Raw genomic sequence first — 17,617 nt, 5'->3', positions numbered from 1 at the left:
ACTTGCAGATGGAAACCACTGAACTATTAAAGAAAGTTCGCCAAATAGAAATCAAAACACACGGCTTATCCAGCAATATCTTTGCAGGACAATACCATTCGGCCTTCAAGGGTAGGGGAATGGCTTTTTCCGAAGTGCGCGAATATCAGTTTGGTGATGACATTCGTGATATTGACTGGAATGTAACGGCACGTTTTAATAAACCTTATGTCAAGGTTTTCGAGGAAGAACGTGAATTGACGGTGATGTTGCTGGTCGATGTTTCCGGTAGTTTGGAATTTGGTACGGTGAAACAGATGAAGAAGGATATGGTGACCGAAATAACGGCTACGCTGGCTTTTTCGGCCATTCAGAACAATGATAAGATAGGAGTTATCTTTTTCTCTGACCGGATAGAAAAATTCATTCCTCCCAAGAAGGGACGCAAACATATCCTGTATATCATCAGAGAACTGATTGATTTCCATGCAGAAAGCCGTCGTACAAATATTCGTATGGGACTGGAGTACCTGACCAATGTAATGAAACGCCGGTGCACAGCTTTTGTCCTTTCTGATTTCATCGACCAGGAGAGTTTCAAGGATGCTATGACCATTGCCAACCGAAAGCATGACGTGGTAGCCATCCAGGTATATGACCGACGGGTGGAAGAACTTCCGGCCATCGGTTTGATGAAAATAAAGGATGCTGAAACGGGACATGAGCAATGGATAGACACCTCCTCGCGCACGGTGCGTAAAGCCCATCACGAATGGTGGGTGAATAAGCAGGCCGAACTGAATGAAACGTTTACTAAAAGTAATGTGGACAATGTTTCAGTGCGTACCGACCAAGACTATGTAAAAGCCCTGATGACATTGTTTGCGAAAAGAAACTGATGTCGTAAAGAAAAGAACGTTTTAATGATGAAAAAATATTGGTTTTCTATAGCTATAGCATCGCTTTTTATTGGCAAAGGGTATGCTCAATCTGTAACAGTGGACGCGAGTATCGACTCTTTGCAGATATTAATTGGTGAGCAGGCGAAGATTAAACTGGAAGTATCGCTTGATGCCGACAAACGGGCCATATTTCCGGCATACAGAGATACATTGGTGCGCGGAGTGGAAATCGTTGATGTGGCAAAACCCGATACACAGTTGTTGAATGACGGAAAACGTACTTTGATTACTCAGGAATATACCATCACGTCTTTCGACTCGGCACTTTATTACCTTCCGCCGATGGAAGTCTTGGTAGACAATAAGCCCTACCGGTCAAAGGCATTGGCACTAAAAGTTTATTCTATTCCTGTGGATACGTTGCATCCCGACCAGTTTTTCGGCCCCAAAACCGTGATGAACGCTCCTTTTGTGTGGGAAGACTGGTATCTGTTTATAGCTTGTGTACTGTTGCTGGCTCCCTTCTTGTTGGCAGCTATCTATCTGATAAAACGAATTCGCGACAACAAACCCATTATCCGCAAAGTGAAAGTGGAACCCAAGTTGCCGCCACACCAAGTCGCTATGCAGGAAATAGAGCGCATCAAGCAAGAGAAAGTATGGCAGAAAGGACAGCCGAAGGAATACTATACGGAGTTGACAGACACTCTTCGCACCTATATCAAAGAGCGTTTCGGTTTCAATGCGTTAGAGATGACCTCCACTGAGATTATTGAAAAGTTGTTGGAAACGAATGATAAAAAGGCTTTAGCCGATCTTCGCACCTTATTTCAAACGGCCGATTTGGTAAAATTTGCCAAGCACAATCCGCTGATGAACGAAAATGATGCCAACCTGATTAATGCGGTAGATTTCATAAATGAGACTAAAGAGAAAGAAGACGAAAATGCGAAGCCGCAGCCTACTGAGATAACGATTGTAGAGAAACGTTCCCTGCAAACCAAACTTTTATTGGGGGCGGGGATTGTTATGGCAGTTGCAGCCTTTATTTGGGCCGTAGTCTATATATGTAAAGAGTTGTATAATTACTTTGCTTAAAACAATGGTTTTTGCTAATATTGAATATTTATTTCTATTGCTTTTGCTTATACCTTATATAGTATGGTATATCATGAAGCGCAGAAACAATGAGGCAACCCTTCAGATTTCTGATGCACGTGTTTATGCCCATACTCCAAAAAGTTATAAGAACTATCTGCTTCATGCACCGTTTGTCCTGCGTATCATTAGTTTGGTACTGCTTATTTTGGTGTTGGCCCGTCCTCAAACCACAGACAGCTGGCAAAATAGCGAGATAGAAGGTATAGACATTATGATGGCTGTCGACGTCTCTACCAGTATGCTGGCAGAAGACTTGAAGCCTAACCGTCTGGAGGCCGCGAAAGATGTGGCTGCCCAGTTTATCAATGGTCGTCCCAACGATAATATCGGCATCACACTCTTTGCAGGTGAGAGCTTCACGCAATGTCCGCTGACAGTGGACCATGCAGTATTGTTAAACTTGATAAAGGACATCAAATGCGGTGTGATTGAAGACGGTACAGCTGTGGGTATGGGTATAGCCAATGCAGTCACCCGACTGAAAGACAGCAAGGCTAAGTCCAAAGTCATCATCCTTCTTACTGACGGGACGAACAACAGGGGAGATATTTCGCCTCTGACGGCAGCCGAGATAGCCAAGAGTTTCGGTATCCGCGTTTATACCATTGGGGTGGGAACAAACGGAATGGCACCCTATCCTTATCCGGTAGGGGGTACGGTACAATATGTCAACATGCCTGTAGAGATAGACGAGAAAACCCTGACGCAAATAGCAGGCACCACAGACGGTAACTATTTTCGCGCTACAAGCAATTCCAAGCTGAAAGAGGTATATGAAGAAATCGACAAGTTAGAGAAAACCAAACTCAGTGTAAAGGAATTTAGCAAGCGGCAGGAAGAATATCGCCTGTTTGCCATAGGAGCATTCTTGTGCGTATTGCTCGAAGTGCTGTTACGTAATACCATTCTGAAGAAAATTCCATAATAAATTGGAAGAGAACAGTGTATATGAAGTATAATTTGTAATTAGAGAGTATATAAAGATATGTTTCGCTTTGAAGAACCTGCATATTTATATTTGCTGATATTGATGCCATTGTTGGTTGCATTTTATTTGTATTCCAACTATCGCAGACGTAAGGCGATCCAAAAGTTTGGCGATCCGATATTGATGGCTCAGTTGATGCCGGATGTTTCCCGATATCGTCCCGATGTAAAGTTCTGGTTTGTATGGGCTGCTATCGGCCTTTTTGCCGTATTGCTGGCCCGTCCTCAATTCGGGTCAAAACTCGAAACTGTCAAGAGACAAGGTGTGGAAGTGCTGGTAGCCTTGGATATTTCAAACTCCATGTTGGCACAAGACGTACAGCCCAGCCGACTGGAAAAGGCTAAACGCCTGGTGGCTCGCCTCGTGGACAAGATGCAGAATGACAAAGTGGGTATGATCGTATTTGCAGGTGATGCCTTTACACAACTTCCTATCACCAACGACTATATTTCGGCCAAAATGTTTCTGGAATCAATCGACCCTTCCTTGATTTCCAAACAAGGAACCGCCATCGGAGCTGCAATCGGTTTGGCTACCCGCAGTTTTACACCGCAGGAAGGGGTAGGGCGTGCCATTATTCTGATAACCGACGGTGAGAACCACGAGGGTGGGGCGATGGAAGCCGTCAAGGCCGCTACGGAAAAAGGCATTCAGGTGAATGTATTGGGAGTTGGCTTGCCGGACGGAGCGCCCATACCGGTGGAAGGAACCAACGACTATCGCCGTGACCGTGAAGGTAATGTCATTGTAACGCGCCTGAACGAGCAAATGTGTCAGGAAATCGCCAAAACGGGTAACGGCATCTATGTACGTGTGGACAACACGAATAACGCTCAAAAAGCGATTATCGGCGAGATAGACAAAATGGCCAAGGCGGATGTGGAAACCAAGGTCTATACAGAATATAATGAACAGTTTCAGGCTGTGGCATGGATTGTCTTAATTCTTCTGTTGGCTGAAATGCTGATATTGGAACGTAAGAATCCATTGTTCCGCAATATCCATTTGTTTTCAACCAAGAAAAAGGAGCAATGAGCATGAGTTATCAGAAATATATTGGATTGTTTTTACTGTTCGCAGCAGCTGCGACGCTACATGCACAGAAAGCCGAGCGCGATCTTATACGGAAAGGAAACCGGATGTATAACGACAGTGTGTATGAAAATGCGGAAATCAATTATAGGAAAGCATTGGAGATTAATCCGAAATCGACCGTTGCCATGTACAATCTGGCAAATACATTGATGCAGCAGAACAAACTGCAAGAGGCGATGGAGCAATATGCCGGTGCGGCCAAGGTGGAGAAAGAAAAGCCTAACCTGGCACAGATTTATCATAATATGGGTGTCATCTTTCAGTCGCAGAAAGATTATGCAAAAGCGATAGAAGCATATAAGCAGTCGCTTCGTAACAATCCGAAAGATAATGAAACCCGCTATAATCTGGCTTTGGCGCAGAAATTGCTGAAAGACCAACAACAAGATCAGCAAAATCAAGACCAGCAGAACCAGCAGAAGCAGGAGGAAAAACAAGATCAGCAGCAAAATCAACAGCAGAATCAAAACAATGATCAGCAGCAGGAACCTCCCCAGCAGCAGAAGCAAGACAATCAGATGTCTAAGGAGAATGCGGAACAGTTGTTGAACTCCGTAATGCAGGATGAGAAAGACGTGCAAGACAAAGTGAAAAAACAACAGCAGGTTATCAAGGGTAACCGTCTGGAGAAAGATTGGTAAATTAAATAACAACAAATGATATATATGAGAAAAATCGTTTTCTTATGGATGGCATTGTTTGCCACGGCTTTGTATTGTTATGCCGACGATAAGGTGACATTCACGGCGTCAGCTCCCGATGTCGTAGCCGTAGGAGACCAGTTCAGGCTGTCATATACGGTTAACACACAAAAGGTGAGAGACTTCCGGGCGCCTTCAGTCAGCGGCTTTGACGTATTGATGGGTCCCAGCCGTTCTTATAGCAGGCAGGACATCAACGGGAATGTTACGGAAAATCTGACATATACTTACATCTTGTTAGCCAAGTCTGAAGGAGAATACACCATTCCAGGGACTACGCTTTCGGTGGGACGTGAGCAGTATCTGTCTAATTCTGTTAAGATTAAAGTGCTGCCTGCTGACAAGTCATCCGATGCGCAGGATGACCGGAGCAGCCGAGAAGGCGGAAGAGGAACGTCCTCGTCTGGGACGTCCGTAGCCAATAACGATTTGTTCATTACGGCGACTCTCAGCAAAACCAATGTCTATGAGCAGGAGGCCATTCTGCTGACTTATAAGATATATACGGTGGTGGATCTTCGTGGATTCGACAATGTGAAACTGCCTGATTTCAAGGGATTTCATTCTCAAGAGGTCGAGCTTCCCAACGACAGACGCTGGGGACTGGAACACTACAAAGGGCGGAACTATCACTCCACCATCTATCGCCAGTTCGTGCTTTTCCCGCAGCAGTCGGGCAAGCTGACCATTGATGCAGCCCGCTTTGACGCTTCCATCGAGAAGATGGAAGAGGTTGTCGATCCGTTTGAAGCATTCTTCAGCGGAGGGGCCGGACGCATTCAGATAAAGAAAACCTTGATGACTCCCAAACTGACGGTCGACGTCAAATCCTTACCGGCCGGCAAGCCGGCGGACTTCAGCGGAGGAGTAGGGGAGTTCACCCTTTCTTCTTCCATCAACAGTACGGACGTGAAAACAAACGACGCCATTACGGTGAAGCTGGTCATTTCCGGTACGGGAAATCTGAAACTGGTATCGGATCCTGAAATCAAGTTCCCCGAAGATTTTGAAGTATATGACCCCAAGGTCGACAACAAGTTCCGTCTGACCAACGCCGGCCTGTCCGGGAGTAAAGTGATAGAATACCTGGCCATTCCGCGCAATGCGGGGACCTATAAAATCCCTCCCATCCGGTTCAGCTACTTTGACATCAAGTCGCAGTCGTACAAGACTCTGACTACGGAAGAATACGTCGTCCAGGTGGCCAAAGGAGCCGGCAATGCAACGCAGACGATCGCGAATTTTACTAATAAGGAAGATCTGAAGGTGCTGAATGAAGACATTCGTTTCATCAAGCAGAACGATGTGAAACTAATGCCGAGAGGAAAGTATTTCTACGGCTCGACAACCTGCTGGCTGTTCTATCTCATCCCCGGCATCGTGTTTGCAGCTTGCTTTATCCTTTACCGCAAGCAGATTGCCGCCAACGCCAATGTGGCAAGAGTCCGCACGAAGAAAGCCAACAAAGTTGCAGTGAAGCGCATGAAGCAGGCCGGAAAGCTGCTTGCGGCCAATAAGAAAGATGAGTTCTACGATGAGGTGCTGAAAGCTTTGTGGGGCTATATCAGCGACAAGCTGACTATTCCGGTTTCGCGTCTGTCCAAAGACAACATCGAAGAGGAGCTGCGCAAATACGGGGTGGCCGACGACCTGATAAAGGAATTCCTCCGGGCACTGGACAGCTGCGAATTTGCCCGCTTTGCACCGGGAGATGCCAATCAGGCTATGGACAAGGTCTATACAGCATCATTTGATGTAATCAGTAAAATGGAAAACTCAATCAAACATTAAACAGAGGAGATTAGATGGCATGAAAAAGATATGGATTTTAACCCTTATATTAATGGCGTCGTCGGCCACATTGTGCGGTCAGGATGCCGCCCTCAACGATTCGGTCGGCTCCGATTCGCTGATGAAGTCCGACGCTTCGGCGTTTTCGGCAGCCAAGCAGATGGTAAATGCGACGAAGGCGGAAGGAGACAGCGCCTACGTCAAGAATGATTTTGCATCGGCCATCCAAATCTATGAAAGCCTGCTGCAACAGGGGGAAGCACCGGAGATTTATTACAATTTAGGCAACTGTTACTACAAGACGGACGACATTGCGCGCGCCATCCTGAACTACGAGCGCGCCCTCCTGTTAAGCCCTGGAAACGCCGATATACGCGCCAATTTGGAAATATCCCGTGCCAAGACCATCGACAAAGTCATCCCTGTGCCCGAAATCTTTTTTGTGACCTGGATTAAGTCATTAGTCAATTCACAGAGTTCCGACGCATGGGCAAAGACGGGGATTGTATCGTTCCTGCTGTTGCTGGCATCCCTGTCTGTCTTTTTCTTTACCCGTCGTGTCAAGTGGAAGAAAGCCGGATTTTCCGCCGCCATCTTGTTTTTGGTGGTGACCATCCTTGCCAATCTGTTTGCATCACAACAGAAAGAATACCTGACCAACCGGAAGGATGCCATTATTTTGTCGCCGAGCGTCACCGTGCGCAGCACGCCGAGTGAGAGCGGAACCGGCCTCTTTATCCTGCACGAAGGCCGCAAGGTGGAAATCAAGGACCACAGCATGCGCGAATGGAAGGAAATCCGTCTGGAAGACGGCAAAGTAGGATGGGTGCCGGCATCCTCCATAGAAATAATTTGAGAAACTGAAGACAAATCTTTTCAAACCCCCAAATCATTAAAAAATTATGAGAACAATAACTTTTAACGAACTGCGCAAGATTAAAGATTCCCTGCCCACAGGAAGTATGCACCGGATTGCCGATGAATTAGGTCTGAGCGTAGAGACTGTCAGAAACTTCTTCGGCGGACATAATTTTAAGGAGGGCAAGAGTGTAGGCATTCATTTCGAACCGGGCCCCGACGGCGGACTGGTGATGATAGATGATACTACGGTACTCGACAGAGCATTGAAAATCCTGGACGAAATAGCAAACGAGCAATAAACAAGCGTCTCCGAAGGATAAAAATTCTGTATAAAATCCCGGTTGTCTTTTCCTACGAAGCGGCAGCCAGGATTTTTTCTTGGTACAAAATGGCATTAAGCTGCCCGCTGCAAACTGACAGATGCGTATCTATCAACATGACAGATGCGTATCTATCAACTGACAGATGCGTATCTACTAACATGACAGATACGTATCTACCAACTGACAGATGCGTATTTACCAACTGACAGATACGTATCTGCAAACTGACAGATGCGTATCTGCAAACTGACAGATGCGTATCTGCAAACTGACAGATGCGTATCTACCAACTGACAGATGCGTATCTACCAACTGACAGATACGTATCTGCAAACTGACAGATGCGTATCTGTGCTCCCGATAGATACGTATCTGTGCTCCCCATAGATGCGTATCTGTGCTCCCCATAGATGCGTATCTGCAAATTGTTATCTGTGCGACGTTCTTCAGTTTCCGCCCGTTGTGAAGACGAATCCCAAATAGCGTAGCCACGTTTGAAATATAATCACGATTATGTTTAATATATAATTGGGAAATGCTTCTATGCTAAGGAGATACCCTGCATACTACTCTCCTTTTTGCGCTTTCCCGGAAGTTCTGAGATGAGAGCCTAAAAAAAGAATAGCCCTAAACCGCCAATCCGGTTTAGGGCCATTCGTGTTGTAAGTCAAAGTTTAGAAGTTTCCAAGTTTTTCGATTTCTTCAAATTCGGGACCCATTTCCAGATTGTAGTAAACTCTGTAAAGGCCGTTCAGCCACAGTTCCTTTTTATCGGGCTGCAACTCTCTTGCTTTCTCGTAGCAAGGTCTTGCCTTTTCATAGAAAGTTTTCAATACTTCCTGATCTTCCTTATACTTCGGGTCGTTTACGTCAGTTGTGGATTTTTCGGAGTAATCCTGAGCTTGCAGACAGTAAACCAAGCCTAAGTTAGAATAGGCTTCCGCATAGTTGGGGTCGACTTCTGTGGTTTTCTGATAGAATTCGATGGCTTTCTCCAAAGCGGCAGCAACTTCGTCGTCCTTCTTCTCCTCCTTTAAAACGGTGTACTGATTGTGATACAGATAGCCCTTTACATACAGATAGAATGAATTGTTCGGGTCTTTAGCCAACATATCGTCGGCGAACTTCATGGCTTCATCATATTTGTTGTTGTTGCTGTAGTAGTCAATCAGATTGCCGAAGAAGAACTGGTGGTCGGGGTATTTCTGCACGCCTTCTTGCAGTGAAGCAACCCATTTGTCTGTTTCTCCCTGGGCTTTCAAGGCCAAAGAGACAAATTCCATGGCGTATTTGCCTACCTCTTTGTCGTCTTTTGCATACGGAGCATACTTCAATACGCCGGGATAGTCTTCCAGACGAGTAGCCACCATGGCTGCGTAGTATGCGATTTGCGGCAGTAAGGTGTCGGCCTTAACGGTCGCATCTTCAGCGAACATGGGATGTCCGGCAATGTCTACATAGGTACCGAAGAAGCTCAATGCTTTCTCTCCGTCTTCTTTGTTTTCATTCTCCAGATACCGGTTGTAGTACTGAATACCCCCGTTAATCAGATTGCCGCGTTCTGCCAAGATCGTGCTTGAGTTGGGCTTTCTGTACTTGTTCTTGACCTTGCCCTTCTCATTGGGAATCTGGGCCAGTTCGTCGCACTTGAAGTAGTACCGACACATGTTCAATGCACTGTTGTACACTTGCAGCGTGTCATACGGTTTTCTCAAATAGGCATTTTCCATTTCTTTCTCGCTTCTTCTTCTCTGGATGAAGCCGGCTACATCCCACGTTTCAGCCTGGTCTTTTGTTTCAGGATTGGTCAACGCTTGATTGATCAGTTTTTCTGCTTTGGCAAAATCCGGTTGTACTGCACTTGCCACTTGTTTAGCTTCCTTTACTGCTTTCACCTGGGCAAAGGTAAAACCTGCGACAAGCAGCAAAGCAACTGTAAATAATACTTTTTTCATGATTGTAGAAAAGTTTAAATTAGTACTATGTTGTCTATTCTTATTCATTATCAGGTTCATTTTCAGCGTTCTCGACGTTGTTTTCGCTACCCGGCAGGTTCTCGGCGTGCGGCATGTCTTCCTCCGTTTCCGAGGTTACCTTGCATACGGAGCCGATCTCGTCATTCCGTTTCTCCAGATTGATGAGACGTACTCCCTGCGTAGCGCGGCCCATGATGCGCACGTCGGCCACTTTCAGTCGGATGGTGATGCCGGACTTGTTGATAATCATCAGGTCGTTTTCATCCGTTACCGATTTGATGGCCACGAGCTTACCGGTTTTCTCGGTGATGCTGATGGTTTTCACGCCCTTTCCTCCCCGATTGGTCTTGCGATAGTCTTCAATGTCCGAGCGCTTGCCATATCCCTGTTCCGAAACAACCATGATGGTTTCCGTCTCAGGATCTTTGACGCATATCATGCCTATTACTTCGTCCTGCCCGTCTTCGTCGAGTGTCATGCCGCGTACACCTGTTGCCGTGCGGCCCATGACACGCACGGTACTTTCATGGAAGCGGATGGCGCGCCCGTTGCGGTTGGCTATGATGATTTCGTTGTCACCGTTGGTCATGCGCACTTCGATGACGCGGTCGTCTTCGCGGATGGAGATGGCGTTCACCCCATTCTGGCGCGGACGGGAATATTGTTCGAGCGAAGTCTTCTTGATGACACCGTTCTTGGTGCAGAACAGTACGTAGTGGCTGTTGATGAATTTCGGGTCGTTCAGGTTCTGTACGCGCAGGTAGGCATTGACGGCATCGTCGGGTTCGATGTTCAACAGGTTTTGGATGGCGCGTCCTTTCGAGTTTTTCGAGCCTTCGGGTATCTCGTACACTTTCAGCCAGTAGCACTTGCCTTTCTGGGTAAAGAACATCATGGTATTGTGCATCGTAGCCGGATAGATGTGCTCTACGAAGTCTTCGTCGCGGGTTTCAGAGCCTTTGGAGCCTACCCCACCCCGGTTTTGTGCGCGAAATTCGCTCAGCGGTGTACGCTTGATGTAGCCCATATGCGAGATCGTGATAATCATCTCGTCGTCGGCGTAGAAGTCTTCAGGGTTGAATTCCTCGGAAGAATACACGATTTCGGAGCGGCGTTCGTCGCCGTATTTCTCTTTTACCTCGATTAGCTCGTCCTTAATGACCTTGCGGCAAAGCTCGTCGTTCACCAGAATTTCCTCCAAGTAGGCAATTTGCTTCTTGACTTCCTCGTATTCGGCATGCAACTGGTCCTGCATCAGGCCGGTGAGTTGGCGCAGACGCATATCAACGATGGCGCGGCTCTGTATTTCGGTCAGTTGGAAGCGTTCCATCAGCGCCGCGATGGCATCGGCCGGCATCTTGTTGGCGCGGATGATGCGAACCACTTCGTCGATGTTGTCCGAAGCGATAATCAAGCCTTCCAGGATGTGGATGCGTTCTTTGGCCTTGCGCAAGTCGAACTCTGTACGGCGGATTACGACGTCGTGACGATGTTCTACGAAGTATTTGATGAGCTCCTTCAGGTTCAGCAGGCGCGGACGTCCGTGCACCAATGCCACGTTGTTCACGCCGAACGAGGTCTGGAGCTGCGTCATCTTGTAGAGTTTGTTCAGCACCACGCTGGCGTTGGCGTCGCGCTTCACGTCGATGACGATGCGCATACCTTCGCGGTCGGACTCATCGTTGGCGTTCGTGATACCTTCTATTTTCTTTTCGTTGGCCAAATCGGCGATGCTCTTGATGAGTTCGGCCTTGTTTACGCCGTAAGGTATTTCGGTAACGACAATCTTGTCGTGCGTCTGCCCAGTCTCTATCTCGGCCTTGGCACGCATCACTACACGGCCGCGGCCCGTCAGATAGGCTTCGCGTACACCGCTCATACCATAGATATAGCCTCCTGTAGGGAAGTCGGGAGCCTTGACGTAGTTCATAAGTTCCTCAATGTCAATATCATTGTTGTCAATGTAGGCCACGCAGGCGTCGATTACCTCCGAGAGGTTATGGGTAGGCATATTGGTAGCCATACCAACGGCAATACCGGAAGCACCATTTACCAGCAGGTTCGGGATGCGTGTAGGCATCACAGTGGGCTCCTGAAGGGAGTCGTCGAAGTTGTTTTGCATGTCGACAGTCTCCTTATCGATGTCCTGCATCATGTCTTCACCGATCTTTTGCAGGCGGCATTCCGTGTATCGCATGGCCGCTGCACTGTCGCCGTCTACCGAGCCGTAGTTGCCTTGGCCGTCTACCAGCATGTAGCGCATGGCCCATGGCTGTGCCATACGTACCAATGCGCCGTAAACGGAAGAGTCGCCGTGCGGATGATATTTACCCAATACTTCACCTACTACTCTGGCCGATTTCTTATAAGGTTTGTCCGACGTATTTCCCAGCCCCATCATTCCGAAAAGAATTCTTCGGTGAACAGGCTTAAAACCATCTCTAACATCTGGAAGGGCACGCGAAACAATGACCGACATGGAGTAGTCAATGTACGATGACTTCATTTCCTCCTCGATGTTAATCTTTATAATTCTGTCTTGTTCAAGCATTTAAAAAGATTATTAATTATACATTGTATAGTTCATGAAAAACTACGCTAAAGTACTGCTTTTTTACGACATACGAAAACATTTCGGAAAGAAAGTTTCAGAAGGAAGGTGGACAGGAGCACGATGTGGAAAGCGAAAGACTTTATAAATAATATAAGGTGTACGGCCAAAAGCCCTGTTGGGGTTGTCGAACTATCATATTTTGTTTCCATAATCCGCAAGAATTGCTTCTTCCAATCCAATGTTTTCATCGGGGAAAAGCGATGTTTTTCATTAGAGAAAGCAATGTGATGCCTTCAGACATACTTTGTGATATGGATGAATACAGAAAAAGACAGCTCCGCTATTTTGGCACGGGATTTGCTGATTATTACTGAAACATCGTGACAGAGCCGCTAAAAATGCGTATCTTTGTCTCGGATTATAACCCAAACAAAAGGAGTAAATCAATGAACAGTCAATTTTCACAAAGAGTTTCAGACGTGCTAACCTATAGTAAAGAAGAGGCTAACAGACTGGGAAACAGCTACATTGGCCCTGAGCATCTGCTGCTTGGCATCCTGCGCGACGGCGGCGGAAAGGCCATGGATGTGCTGATGAAGCTCGATGCGGACGTAAACCGGATTAAAAGGGAGCTGGAAGAAAACCTGGAAGCGGAAGAAGATTTGCTGCCCGATGCAGAAGTTTCCCTTTCGCTTGTGGCTACCCGAATACTTAAAATATGTATGCTCGAAGCTCGCTTGCTGAAGAGCGAACTGGCCGATACGGAACATTTGCTGCTGGCCATCCTGAAAGATGACAATAATGTGGCATCTATCGTGCTGACAGACAACGGCATTACCTATCAGGACGTGTACGACGTCCTTACGATGAAATCGGCCAATCCGAACGCCGGCATGGGTTTTACCGAAGACGATGACGACGAAGAAGAAGACGGTTCATCGTACTCTCGCAGCGGTACGGGCAGCTCGTCTGCCTCGTCACAAACGGCTACGCGCCGTTCTGCCAACGATACGCCCGTACTCGACAACTTCGGAACCGACATTACCCGTGCCGCTGCCGAAGGCAAACTGGATCCCGTTGTGGGCCGTGAACGGGAGATCGAGCGCCTGGCACAGATTTTAAGCCGACGCAAAAAGAATAATCCTGTATTGATTGGCGAACCCGGCGTGGGCAAATCGGCTATTGTCGAAGGATTGGCTCTGCGCATCACGCAGCGTAAGGTATCCCGCATACTCTTCGACAAACGGGTCATCATGCTCGACATGGCGTCCGTCGTAGCGGGCACCAAGTATCGCGGCCAGTTCGAAGAACGCATCCGTTCCATTATCAACGAATTGCAGAAGAACCCCAATGTCATCCTTTTCATCGACGAAATACATACCATCGTCGGTGCTGGAGCCGCTGCAGGCACTATGGATGCTGCCAACATGCTGAAGCCTGCCCTGACGCGCGGCGAGATACAATGCATTGGCGCCACCACCTTAGACGAATACCGCAAGAGCATCGAAAAGGACGGTGCGTTGGAGCGCCGCTTCCAGAAGGTCATCGTGGAGCCTACCACCGCCGAGGAGACATTGCAGATATTGAAGAACATCAAAGAGAAATACGAAGACCATCACAATGTGCGCTATACTGACGCCGCCCTTGAGGCGTGTGTCAAATTGACAGCCCGCTACATCAATGACCGCAACTTCCCCGATAAGGCCATTGATGCTCTCGACGAAGCCGGCTCGCGTGTGCACCTGACTAACATCAGTGTGCCCAAGGAAATCGAAAAACAGGAACTCCTGATAGAGAACGCCCGCTTGCAGAAAATCGAGGCCGTGAAGGCGCAGAACTTTGAATTGGCTGCCGGCTACCGTGACCGTGAGAAAGAACTCACGACGCAATTAGAGCAGATGAAAGCCGACTGGGAAGCGCAGTTGAAAGAACAACGCCAGACGGTGGACGAGGAAGAAATAGCTTCTGTGGTGTCCATGATGTCGGGGGTGCCCGTACAGCGTATGGCACAGGCCGAAGGGCTGAAGCTGGCCGGCATGAAGGAAGAGCTTCAGCAGAAGGTCATCGCCCAGGACATGGCCATCGAGAAGTTGGTGAAGGCCATTGTACGCAGCCGTGTGGGGCTGAAAGACCCCAATCGTCCCATCGGCACGTTCATGTTTCTGGGCCCGACCGGTGTGGGAAAAACACATTTGGCCAAGCAGCTGGCACGCTACATGTTCGGTTCGGACGATGCGCTGATACGTATTGATATGAGCGAATACATGGAGAAATATACCGTATCGCGCATGATAGGTGCCGCTCCCGGCTATGTAGGCTATGAAGAAGGCGGACAGCTCACCGAAAAAGTGCGCCGCAAACCCTACTCCATCGTTCTGCTGGACGAGATTGAGAAGGCCCATCCCGACGTCTTCAACATCCTTTTGCAGGTACTCGACGAAGGCCGGCTGACCGACAACGTGGGCCGTACCATTGATTTCAAGAATACGGTTATCATCATAACCTCCAACATCGGTACGCGTCAGCTCAAGGAGTTCGGCCGTGGTGTAGGCTTTGCCGCTCAGAACCGTGCGGACGATAAAGAGTATTCTCGTGGCGTTATCCAAAAGGCATTGAACAAAACTTTCTCGCCTGAGTTCCTGAACCGTTTGGACGAAATCATCACTTTCGACCAGTTGTCGCTCGAAGCCATTACGCGCATTGTCGACATCGAGCTGAAAGGCTTGTATGAACGCCTTGAGAACATTGGCTATCATCTTCAGGTAGACGATGCGGTCAAGAAGTTCCTTGCCACGAAAGGCTATGATGTGCAGTTTGGCGCCCGTCCACTGAAGCGTGCCATCCAGAACTACCTGGAAGACGGCCTGTCCGAACTGATTGTTTCGGGCGGCGTACAACCGGGCGATACCGTCAGCGTGACCTACGAAGACGGCAAGGACGAGCTGACGATGCAGAAACTTTGACCGTAAGAACAAGAAGATACAGACAAAATGTCAGTTCGCGACGGACTGGCATTTTTTTTGTATCCTTACGTCAGAGCAAAAATAAGTAAAACCTATAATATACTGTTTGAATTATGCAAAAAGGTAACATTGGGGTAACGACTGAGAACATCTTCCCCGTCATCAAAAAGTTTTTGTACAGCGACCACGAAATATTCCTGCGCGAGCTGGTGTCCAACGCCATTGATGCCACGCAGAAGCTGAAGACTTTGTCCTCCATTGGTGAGTACAAGGACGAATTGGGCGACCTGACCGTCCGCATCAGTCTGGGCAAAGACACCATCACCGTGTCCGATCGAGGTATCGGTCTGACTGCCGAAGAAATCGACAAATACATCAACCAGATAGCCTTCTCCGGTGCCAACGACTTCCTTGAGAAATACAAGAATGACGCCAACGCCATCATCGGCCACTTCGGTCTGGGCTTCTACTCGGCCTTCATGGTAGCCAAGAAAGTAGAAATCATCACCAAGTCGTGCAAGGAAGGCGCACAAGCCGTAAAGTGGACTTGCGACGGAAGCCCTGAGTTTACCATTGAAGATTGCGACAAGGCCGACCGGGGTACCGACATCGTCCTCTACATCGACGATGATTGCAAGGAATTTCTCGAAGAGTCCCGCATCTCCACGCTATTGAAGAAATATTGCAGCTTCTTGCCTGTGCCCGTAGCTTTCGGCAAGAAGAAGGAATGGAAGGACGGCAAGCAGGTGGAAACCGCTGAAGACAACGTTATCAACGAGACCACCCCACTCTGGACCCGCAAGCCGAGCGAGCTGAAGGACGAAGACTACAAGACCTTCTACCGCGACCTCTATCCCATGTCCGACGAGCCTTTGTTCTGGATTCACCTGAACGTAGACTATCCGTTCCATCTCACCGGTGTGCTCTATTTCCCCAAGGTAAAGAGCAACATCGAACTGAACAAGAACAAGATACAGCTCTATTGCAACCAGGTATATGTTACGGACTCCGTAGAAGGCATCGTGCCCGACTTCCTGACACTGCTTCACGGCGTACTTGACTCGCCCGACATCCCGTTGAACGTATCGCGCTCGTACCTGCAAAGCGACTCCAACGTCAAGAAGATTTCGACCTACATTACCAAGAAGGTGTCCGACCGCTTGCAGTCTATCTTCAAGAACGACCGCAAACAGTTCGAAGAAAAATGGAACGACCTGAAGATTTTCATCGACTACGGCATGCTGACTCAGGAGGATTTCTACGATCGTGCCAAGGATTTTGCCCTTTTCACCGATACCGACGGCAAGCAATACACCTTCGACGAGTATAAGACCCTCATCAAAGACAACCAAAGCGATAAGGATAATACCCTGATTTATCTGTATGCCAACAACAAGGACGAGCAGTACAGCTACATCGAGGCTGCCAAAAACAAAGGCTACAATGTATTGCTGATGGACGGTCAGCTGGATATTGCCGTCGTAAGCATGCTGGAGCAGAAGTTTGATAAGGTGCGCTTCACCCGTGTAGACAGCGACGTCATCGACAACCTCATTGTGAAGGAAGACAAGAAGAACGAAGTGCTTGCGGCCGACAAGCAGGAAGCTCTCTCAGCCATGTTCAAGAGCCAGCTGCCCAAGATGGACAAGACGGAATTTTATGTCGTGGCACAGGCTATGGGTGAAAACTCGGCTCCGGTTATGATTACGCAGAGCGAATACATGCGTCGTATGAAAGAGATGGCCAACATCCAGGCCGGTATGAGTTTCTATGGCGACATGCCTGACATGTTCAATCTTGTGCTCAATGCCGATCATCCGCTGGTTAAGGAGGTGTTGGCCGGTGAAGAACAGGCCTGCGCTGCCGACATCGCGCCCATCCAGCTCTCCATAGACGACACCAACAACCGACGCAATGCGCTGAAAAAGAGCCATGAAGGCAAGAAGGAAGAAGAAATCCCTGTTGCCGAGAAGGATGAATTGACCGAACTGGACAAGAAGTGGGACGAACTAAAGACGAAGAAGGAAGCCGTCCTGACCGGTTATGCTGCCCAAAATCCTGTTGTCCGCCAGCTTATCGACCTGGCCCTGTTGCAGAACGGCATGCTGAAAGGCGAAGCGCTCAACAACTTCGTGAAACGAAGCATTGAGTTGATTAAATAAAGCCCCTTCAACACTTTCTATACTTTCCAAAAGAGGATGTATCTTTATGGTATATCCTCTTTTTTTTCCCTTTTCATCGAATAAAAAGGTTTTTTCTTCATGGAGTGTAATAAAATTGAAAACATTTGTCTATATTTGAACATTCAATATGCGCATTGTAT

The 17,617-nt window shown here is 47.9% G+C and carries 13 protein-coding genes; 10 read left to right on the top strand and 3 right to left on the bottom strand.

Annotated elements, in window-relative coordinates; genetic code table 11:
- Positions 1 to 8: 8 nt before the first annotated feature.
- The 8 genes from Q0Z70_RS05365 to Q0Z70_RS05330 are packed head-to-tail and all read left to right on the top strand — an operon-like array spanning position 9 to position 7,777.
- Positions 9 to 878, top strand: a complete 870-nt coding sequence (locus Q0Z70_RS05365; RefSeq protein ID WP_298073089.1) for a DUF58 domain-containing protein — start codon at positions 9 to 11, stop codon at positions 876 to 878.
- A gap of 27 nt (positions 879 to 905) precedes the next feature.
- Positions 906 to 1,979: a hypothetical protein gene (locus Q0Z70_RS05360; RefSeq protein WP_298073107.1), complete on the top strand. Its 1,074-nt coding sequence runs from the start codon at positions 906 to 908 to the stop codon at positions 1,977 to 1,979.
- Between the two features lie 4 nt (positions 1,980 to 1,983).
- Positions 1,984 to 2,967: a VWA domain-containing protein gene (locus Q0Z70_RS05355; protein WP_298073088.1), complete on the top strand. Its 984-nt coding sequence runs from the start codon at positions 1,984 to 1,986 to the stop codon at positions 2,965 to 2,967.
- Between the two features lie 60 nt (positions 2,968 to 3,027).
- The gene (locus tag Q0Z70_RS05350) at positions 3,028 to 4,065 is read left to right on the top strand and encodes a VWA domain-containing protein (protein ID WP_298073087.1); all 1,038 of its coding nucleotides are present in this window, start codon (positions 3,028 to 3,030) and stop codon (positions 4,063 to 4,065) included.
- Positions 4,062 to 4,766 carry a tetratricopeptide repeat protein gene (locus Q0Z70_RS05345; RefSeq protein ID WP_298073086.1) on the top strand — a complete coding sequence of 235 codons (705 nt, stop codon included), beginning with the start codon at positions 4,062 to 4,064 and terminating at the stop codon, positions 4,764 to 4,766. Before Q0Z70_RS05350 ends, Q0Z70_RS05345 begins: the two co-directional genes overlap by 4 nt.
- Positions 4,767 to 4,790: 24 nt before the next feature.
- Positions 4,791 to 6,617, top strand: a complete 1,827-nt coding sequence (locus Q0Z70_RS05340; RefSeq protein WP_298073085.1) for a BatD family protein — start codon at positions 4,791 to 4,793, stop codon at positions 6,615 to 6,617.
- A 19-nt stretch (positions 6,618 to 6,636) separates the two neighbouring features.
- Positions 6,637 to 7,473 carry a tetratricopeptide repeat protein gene (locus tag Q0Z70_RS05335; protein ID WP_298073084.1) on the top strand — a complete coding sequence of 279 codons (837 nt, stop codon included), beginning with the start codon at positions 6,637 to 6,639 and terminating at the stop codon, positions 7,471 to 7,473.
- 46 nt (positions 7,474 to 7,519) lie between these two features.
- Positions 7,520 to 7,777, top strand: a complete 258-nt coding sequence (locus Q0Z70_RS05330; protein ID WP_298073083.1) for a DNA-binding protein — start codon at positions 7,520 to 7,522, stop codon at positions 7,775 to 7,777.
- A gap of 219 nt (positions 7,778 to 7,996) precedes the next feature.
- Here Q0Z70_RS05330 and Q0Z70_RS05325 read toward each other — a convergent pair whose 3' ends face one another.
- From Q0Z70_RS05325 to gyrA, 3 genes are all read right to left on the bottom strand, one after another.
- Entirely contained in the window at positions 7,997 to 8,209 is a 213-nt protein-coding gene (locus tag Q0Z70_RS05325; protein WP_298073082.1) for a hypothetical protein, read from the bottom strand.
- A 266-nt stretch (positions 8,210 to 8,475) separates the two neighbouring features.
- The gene (locus tag Q0Z70_RS05320; RefSeq protein ID WP_298073081.1) at positions 8,476 to 9,756 is read right to left on the bottom strand and encodes a tetratricopeptide repeat protein; all 1,281 of its coding nucleotides are present in this window, start codon (positions 9,754 to 9,756) and stop codon (positions 8,476 to 8,478) included.
- Positions 9,757 to 9,796: 40 nt separating this feature from the next.
- Positions 9,797 to 12,328 carry a DNA gyrase subunit A gene (gyrA, locus tag Q0Z70_RS05315; RefSeq protein ID WP_298073080.1) on the bottom strand — a complete coding sequence of 844 codons (2,532 nt, stop codon included), beginning with the start codon at positions 12,326 to 12,328 and terminating at the stop codon, positions 9,797 to 9,799.
- 449 nt (positions 12,329 to 12,777) lie between these two features.
- On the opposite strand from gyrA, the gene Q0Z70_RS05310 reads away from it, so the two are divergent.
- Both Q0Z70_RS05310 and htpG read left to right on the top strand, forming a co-directional pair.
- Positions 12,778 to 15,294, top strand: a complete 2,517-nt coding sequence (locus Q0Z70_RS05310; protein ID WP_298073079.1) for an ATP-dependent Clp protease ATP-binding subunit — start codon at positions 12,778 to 12,780, stop codon at positions 15,292 to 15,294.
- 113 nt (positions 15,295 to 15,407) lie between these two features.
- Positions 15,408 to 17,456: a molecular chaperone HtpG gene (htpG, locus tag Q0Z70_RS05305; protein WP_298073078.1), complete on the top strand. Its 2,049-nt coding sequence runs from the start codon at positions 15,408 to 15,410 to the stop codon at positions 17,454 to 17,456.
- Positions 17,457 to 17,617 lie beyond the last annotated feature (161 nt).

The sequence above is a fragment of the uncultured Bacteroides sp. genome (genome assembly GCF_947632445.1).
GTDB lineage: Bacteria > Bacteroidota > Bacteroidia > Bacteroidales > Bacteroidaceae > Bacteroides.
The sequence above is the reverse complement of the archived record's forward strand: the minus strand, read 5'-3'. Positions and strand labels throughout refer to the sequence as shown.

What these genes read in the sequence shown, in the direction of transcription:
- Q0Z70_RS05365 (WP_298073089.1), top strand. Translation starts at nt 9, where the DNA reads ATGGAAACCACTGAACTATTAAAGAAAGTTCGCCAAATAGAAATCAAA.
- Q0Z70_RS05360 (WP_298073107.1), top strand. Translation starts at nt 906, where the DNA reads ATGAAAAAATATTGGTTTTCTATAGCTATAGCATCGCTTTTTATTGGC.
- Q0Z70_RS05355 (WP_298073088.1), top strand. Translation starts at nt 1,984, where the DNA reads ATGGTTTTTGCTAATATTGAATATTTATTTCTATTGCTTTTGCTTATA.
- Q0Z70_RS05350 (WP_298073087.1), top strand. Translation starts at nt 3,028, where the DNA reads ATGTTTCGCTTTGAAGAACCTGCATATTTATATTTGCTGATATTGATG.
- Q0Z70_RS05345 (WP_298073086.1), top strand. Translation starts at nt 4,062, where the DNA reads ATGAGCATGAGTTATCAGAAATATATTGGATTGTTTTTACTGTTCGCA.
- Q0Z70_RS05340 (WP_298073085.1), top strand. Translation starts at nt 4,791, where the DNA reads ATGAGAAAAATCGTTTTCTTATGGATGGCATTGTTTGCCACGGCTTTG.
- Q0Z70_RS05335 (WP_298073084.1), top strand. Translation starts at nt 6,637, where the DNA reads ATGAAAAAGATATGGATTTTAACCCTTATATTAATGGCGTCGTCGGCC.
- Q0Z70_RS05330 (WP_298073083.1), top strand. Translation starts at nt 7,520, where the DNA reads ATGAGAACAATAACTTTTAACGAACTGCGCAAGATTAAAGATTCCCTG.
- Q0Z70_RS05325 (WP_298073082.1), bottom strand. Translation starts at nt 8,209, where the DNA reads ATGGGGAGCACAGATACGCATCTATGGGGAGCACAGATACGTATCTAT.
- Q0Z70_RS05320 (WP_298073081.1), bottom strand. Translation starts at nt 9,756, where the DNA reads ATGAAAAAAGTATTATTTACAGTTGCTTTGCTGCTTGTCGCAGGTTTT.
- gyrA (WP_298073080.1), bottom strand. Translation starts at nt 12,328, where the DNA reads ATGCTTGAACAAGACAGAATTATAAAGATTAACATCGAGGAGGAAATG.
- Q0Z70_RS05310 (WP_298073079.1), top strand. Translation starts at nt 12,778, where the DNA reads ATGAACAGTCAATTTTCACAAAGAGTTTCAGACGTGCTAACCTATAGT.
- htpG (WP_298073078.1), top strand. Translation starts at nt 15,408, where the DNA reads ATGCAAAAAGGTAACATTGGGGTAACGACTGAGAACATCTTCCCCGTC.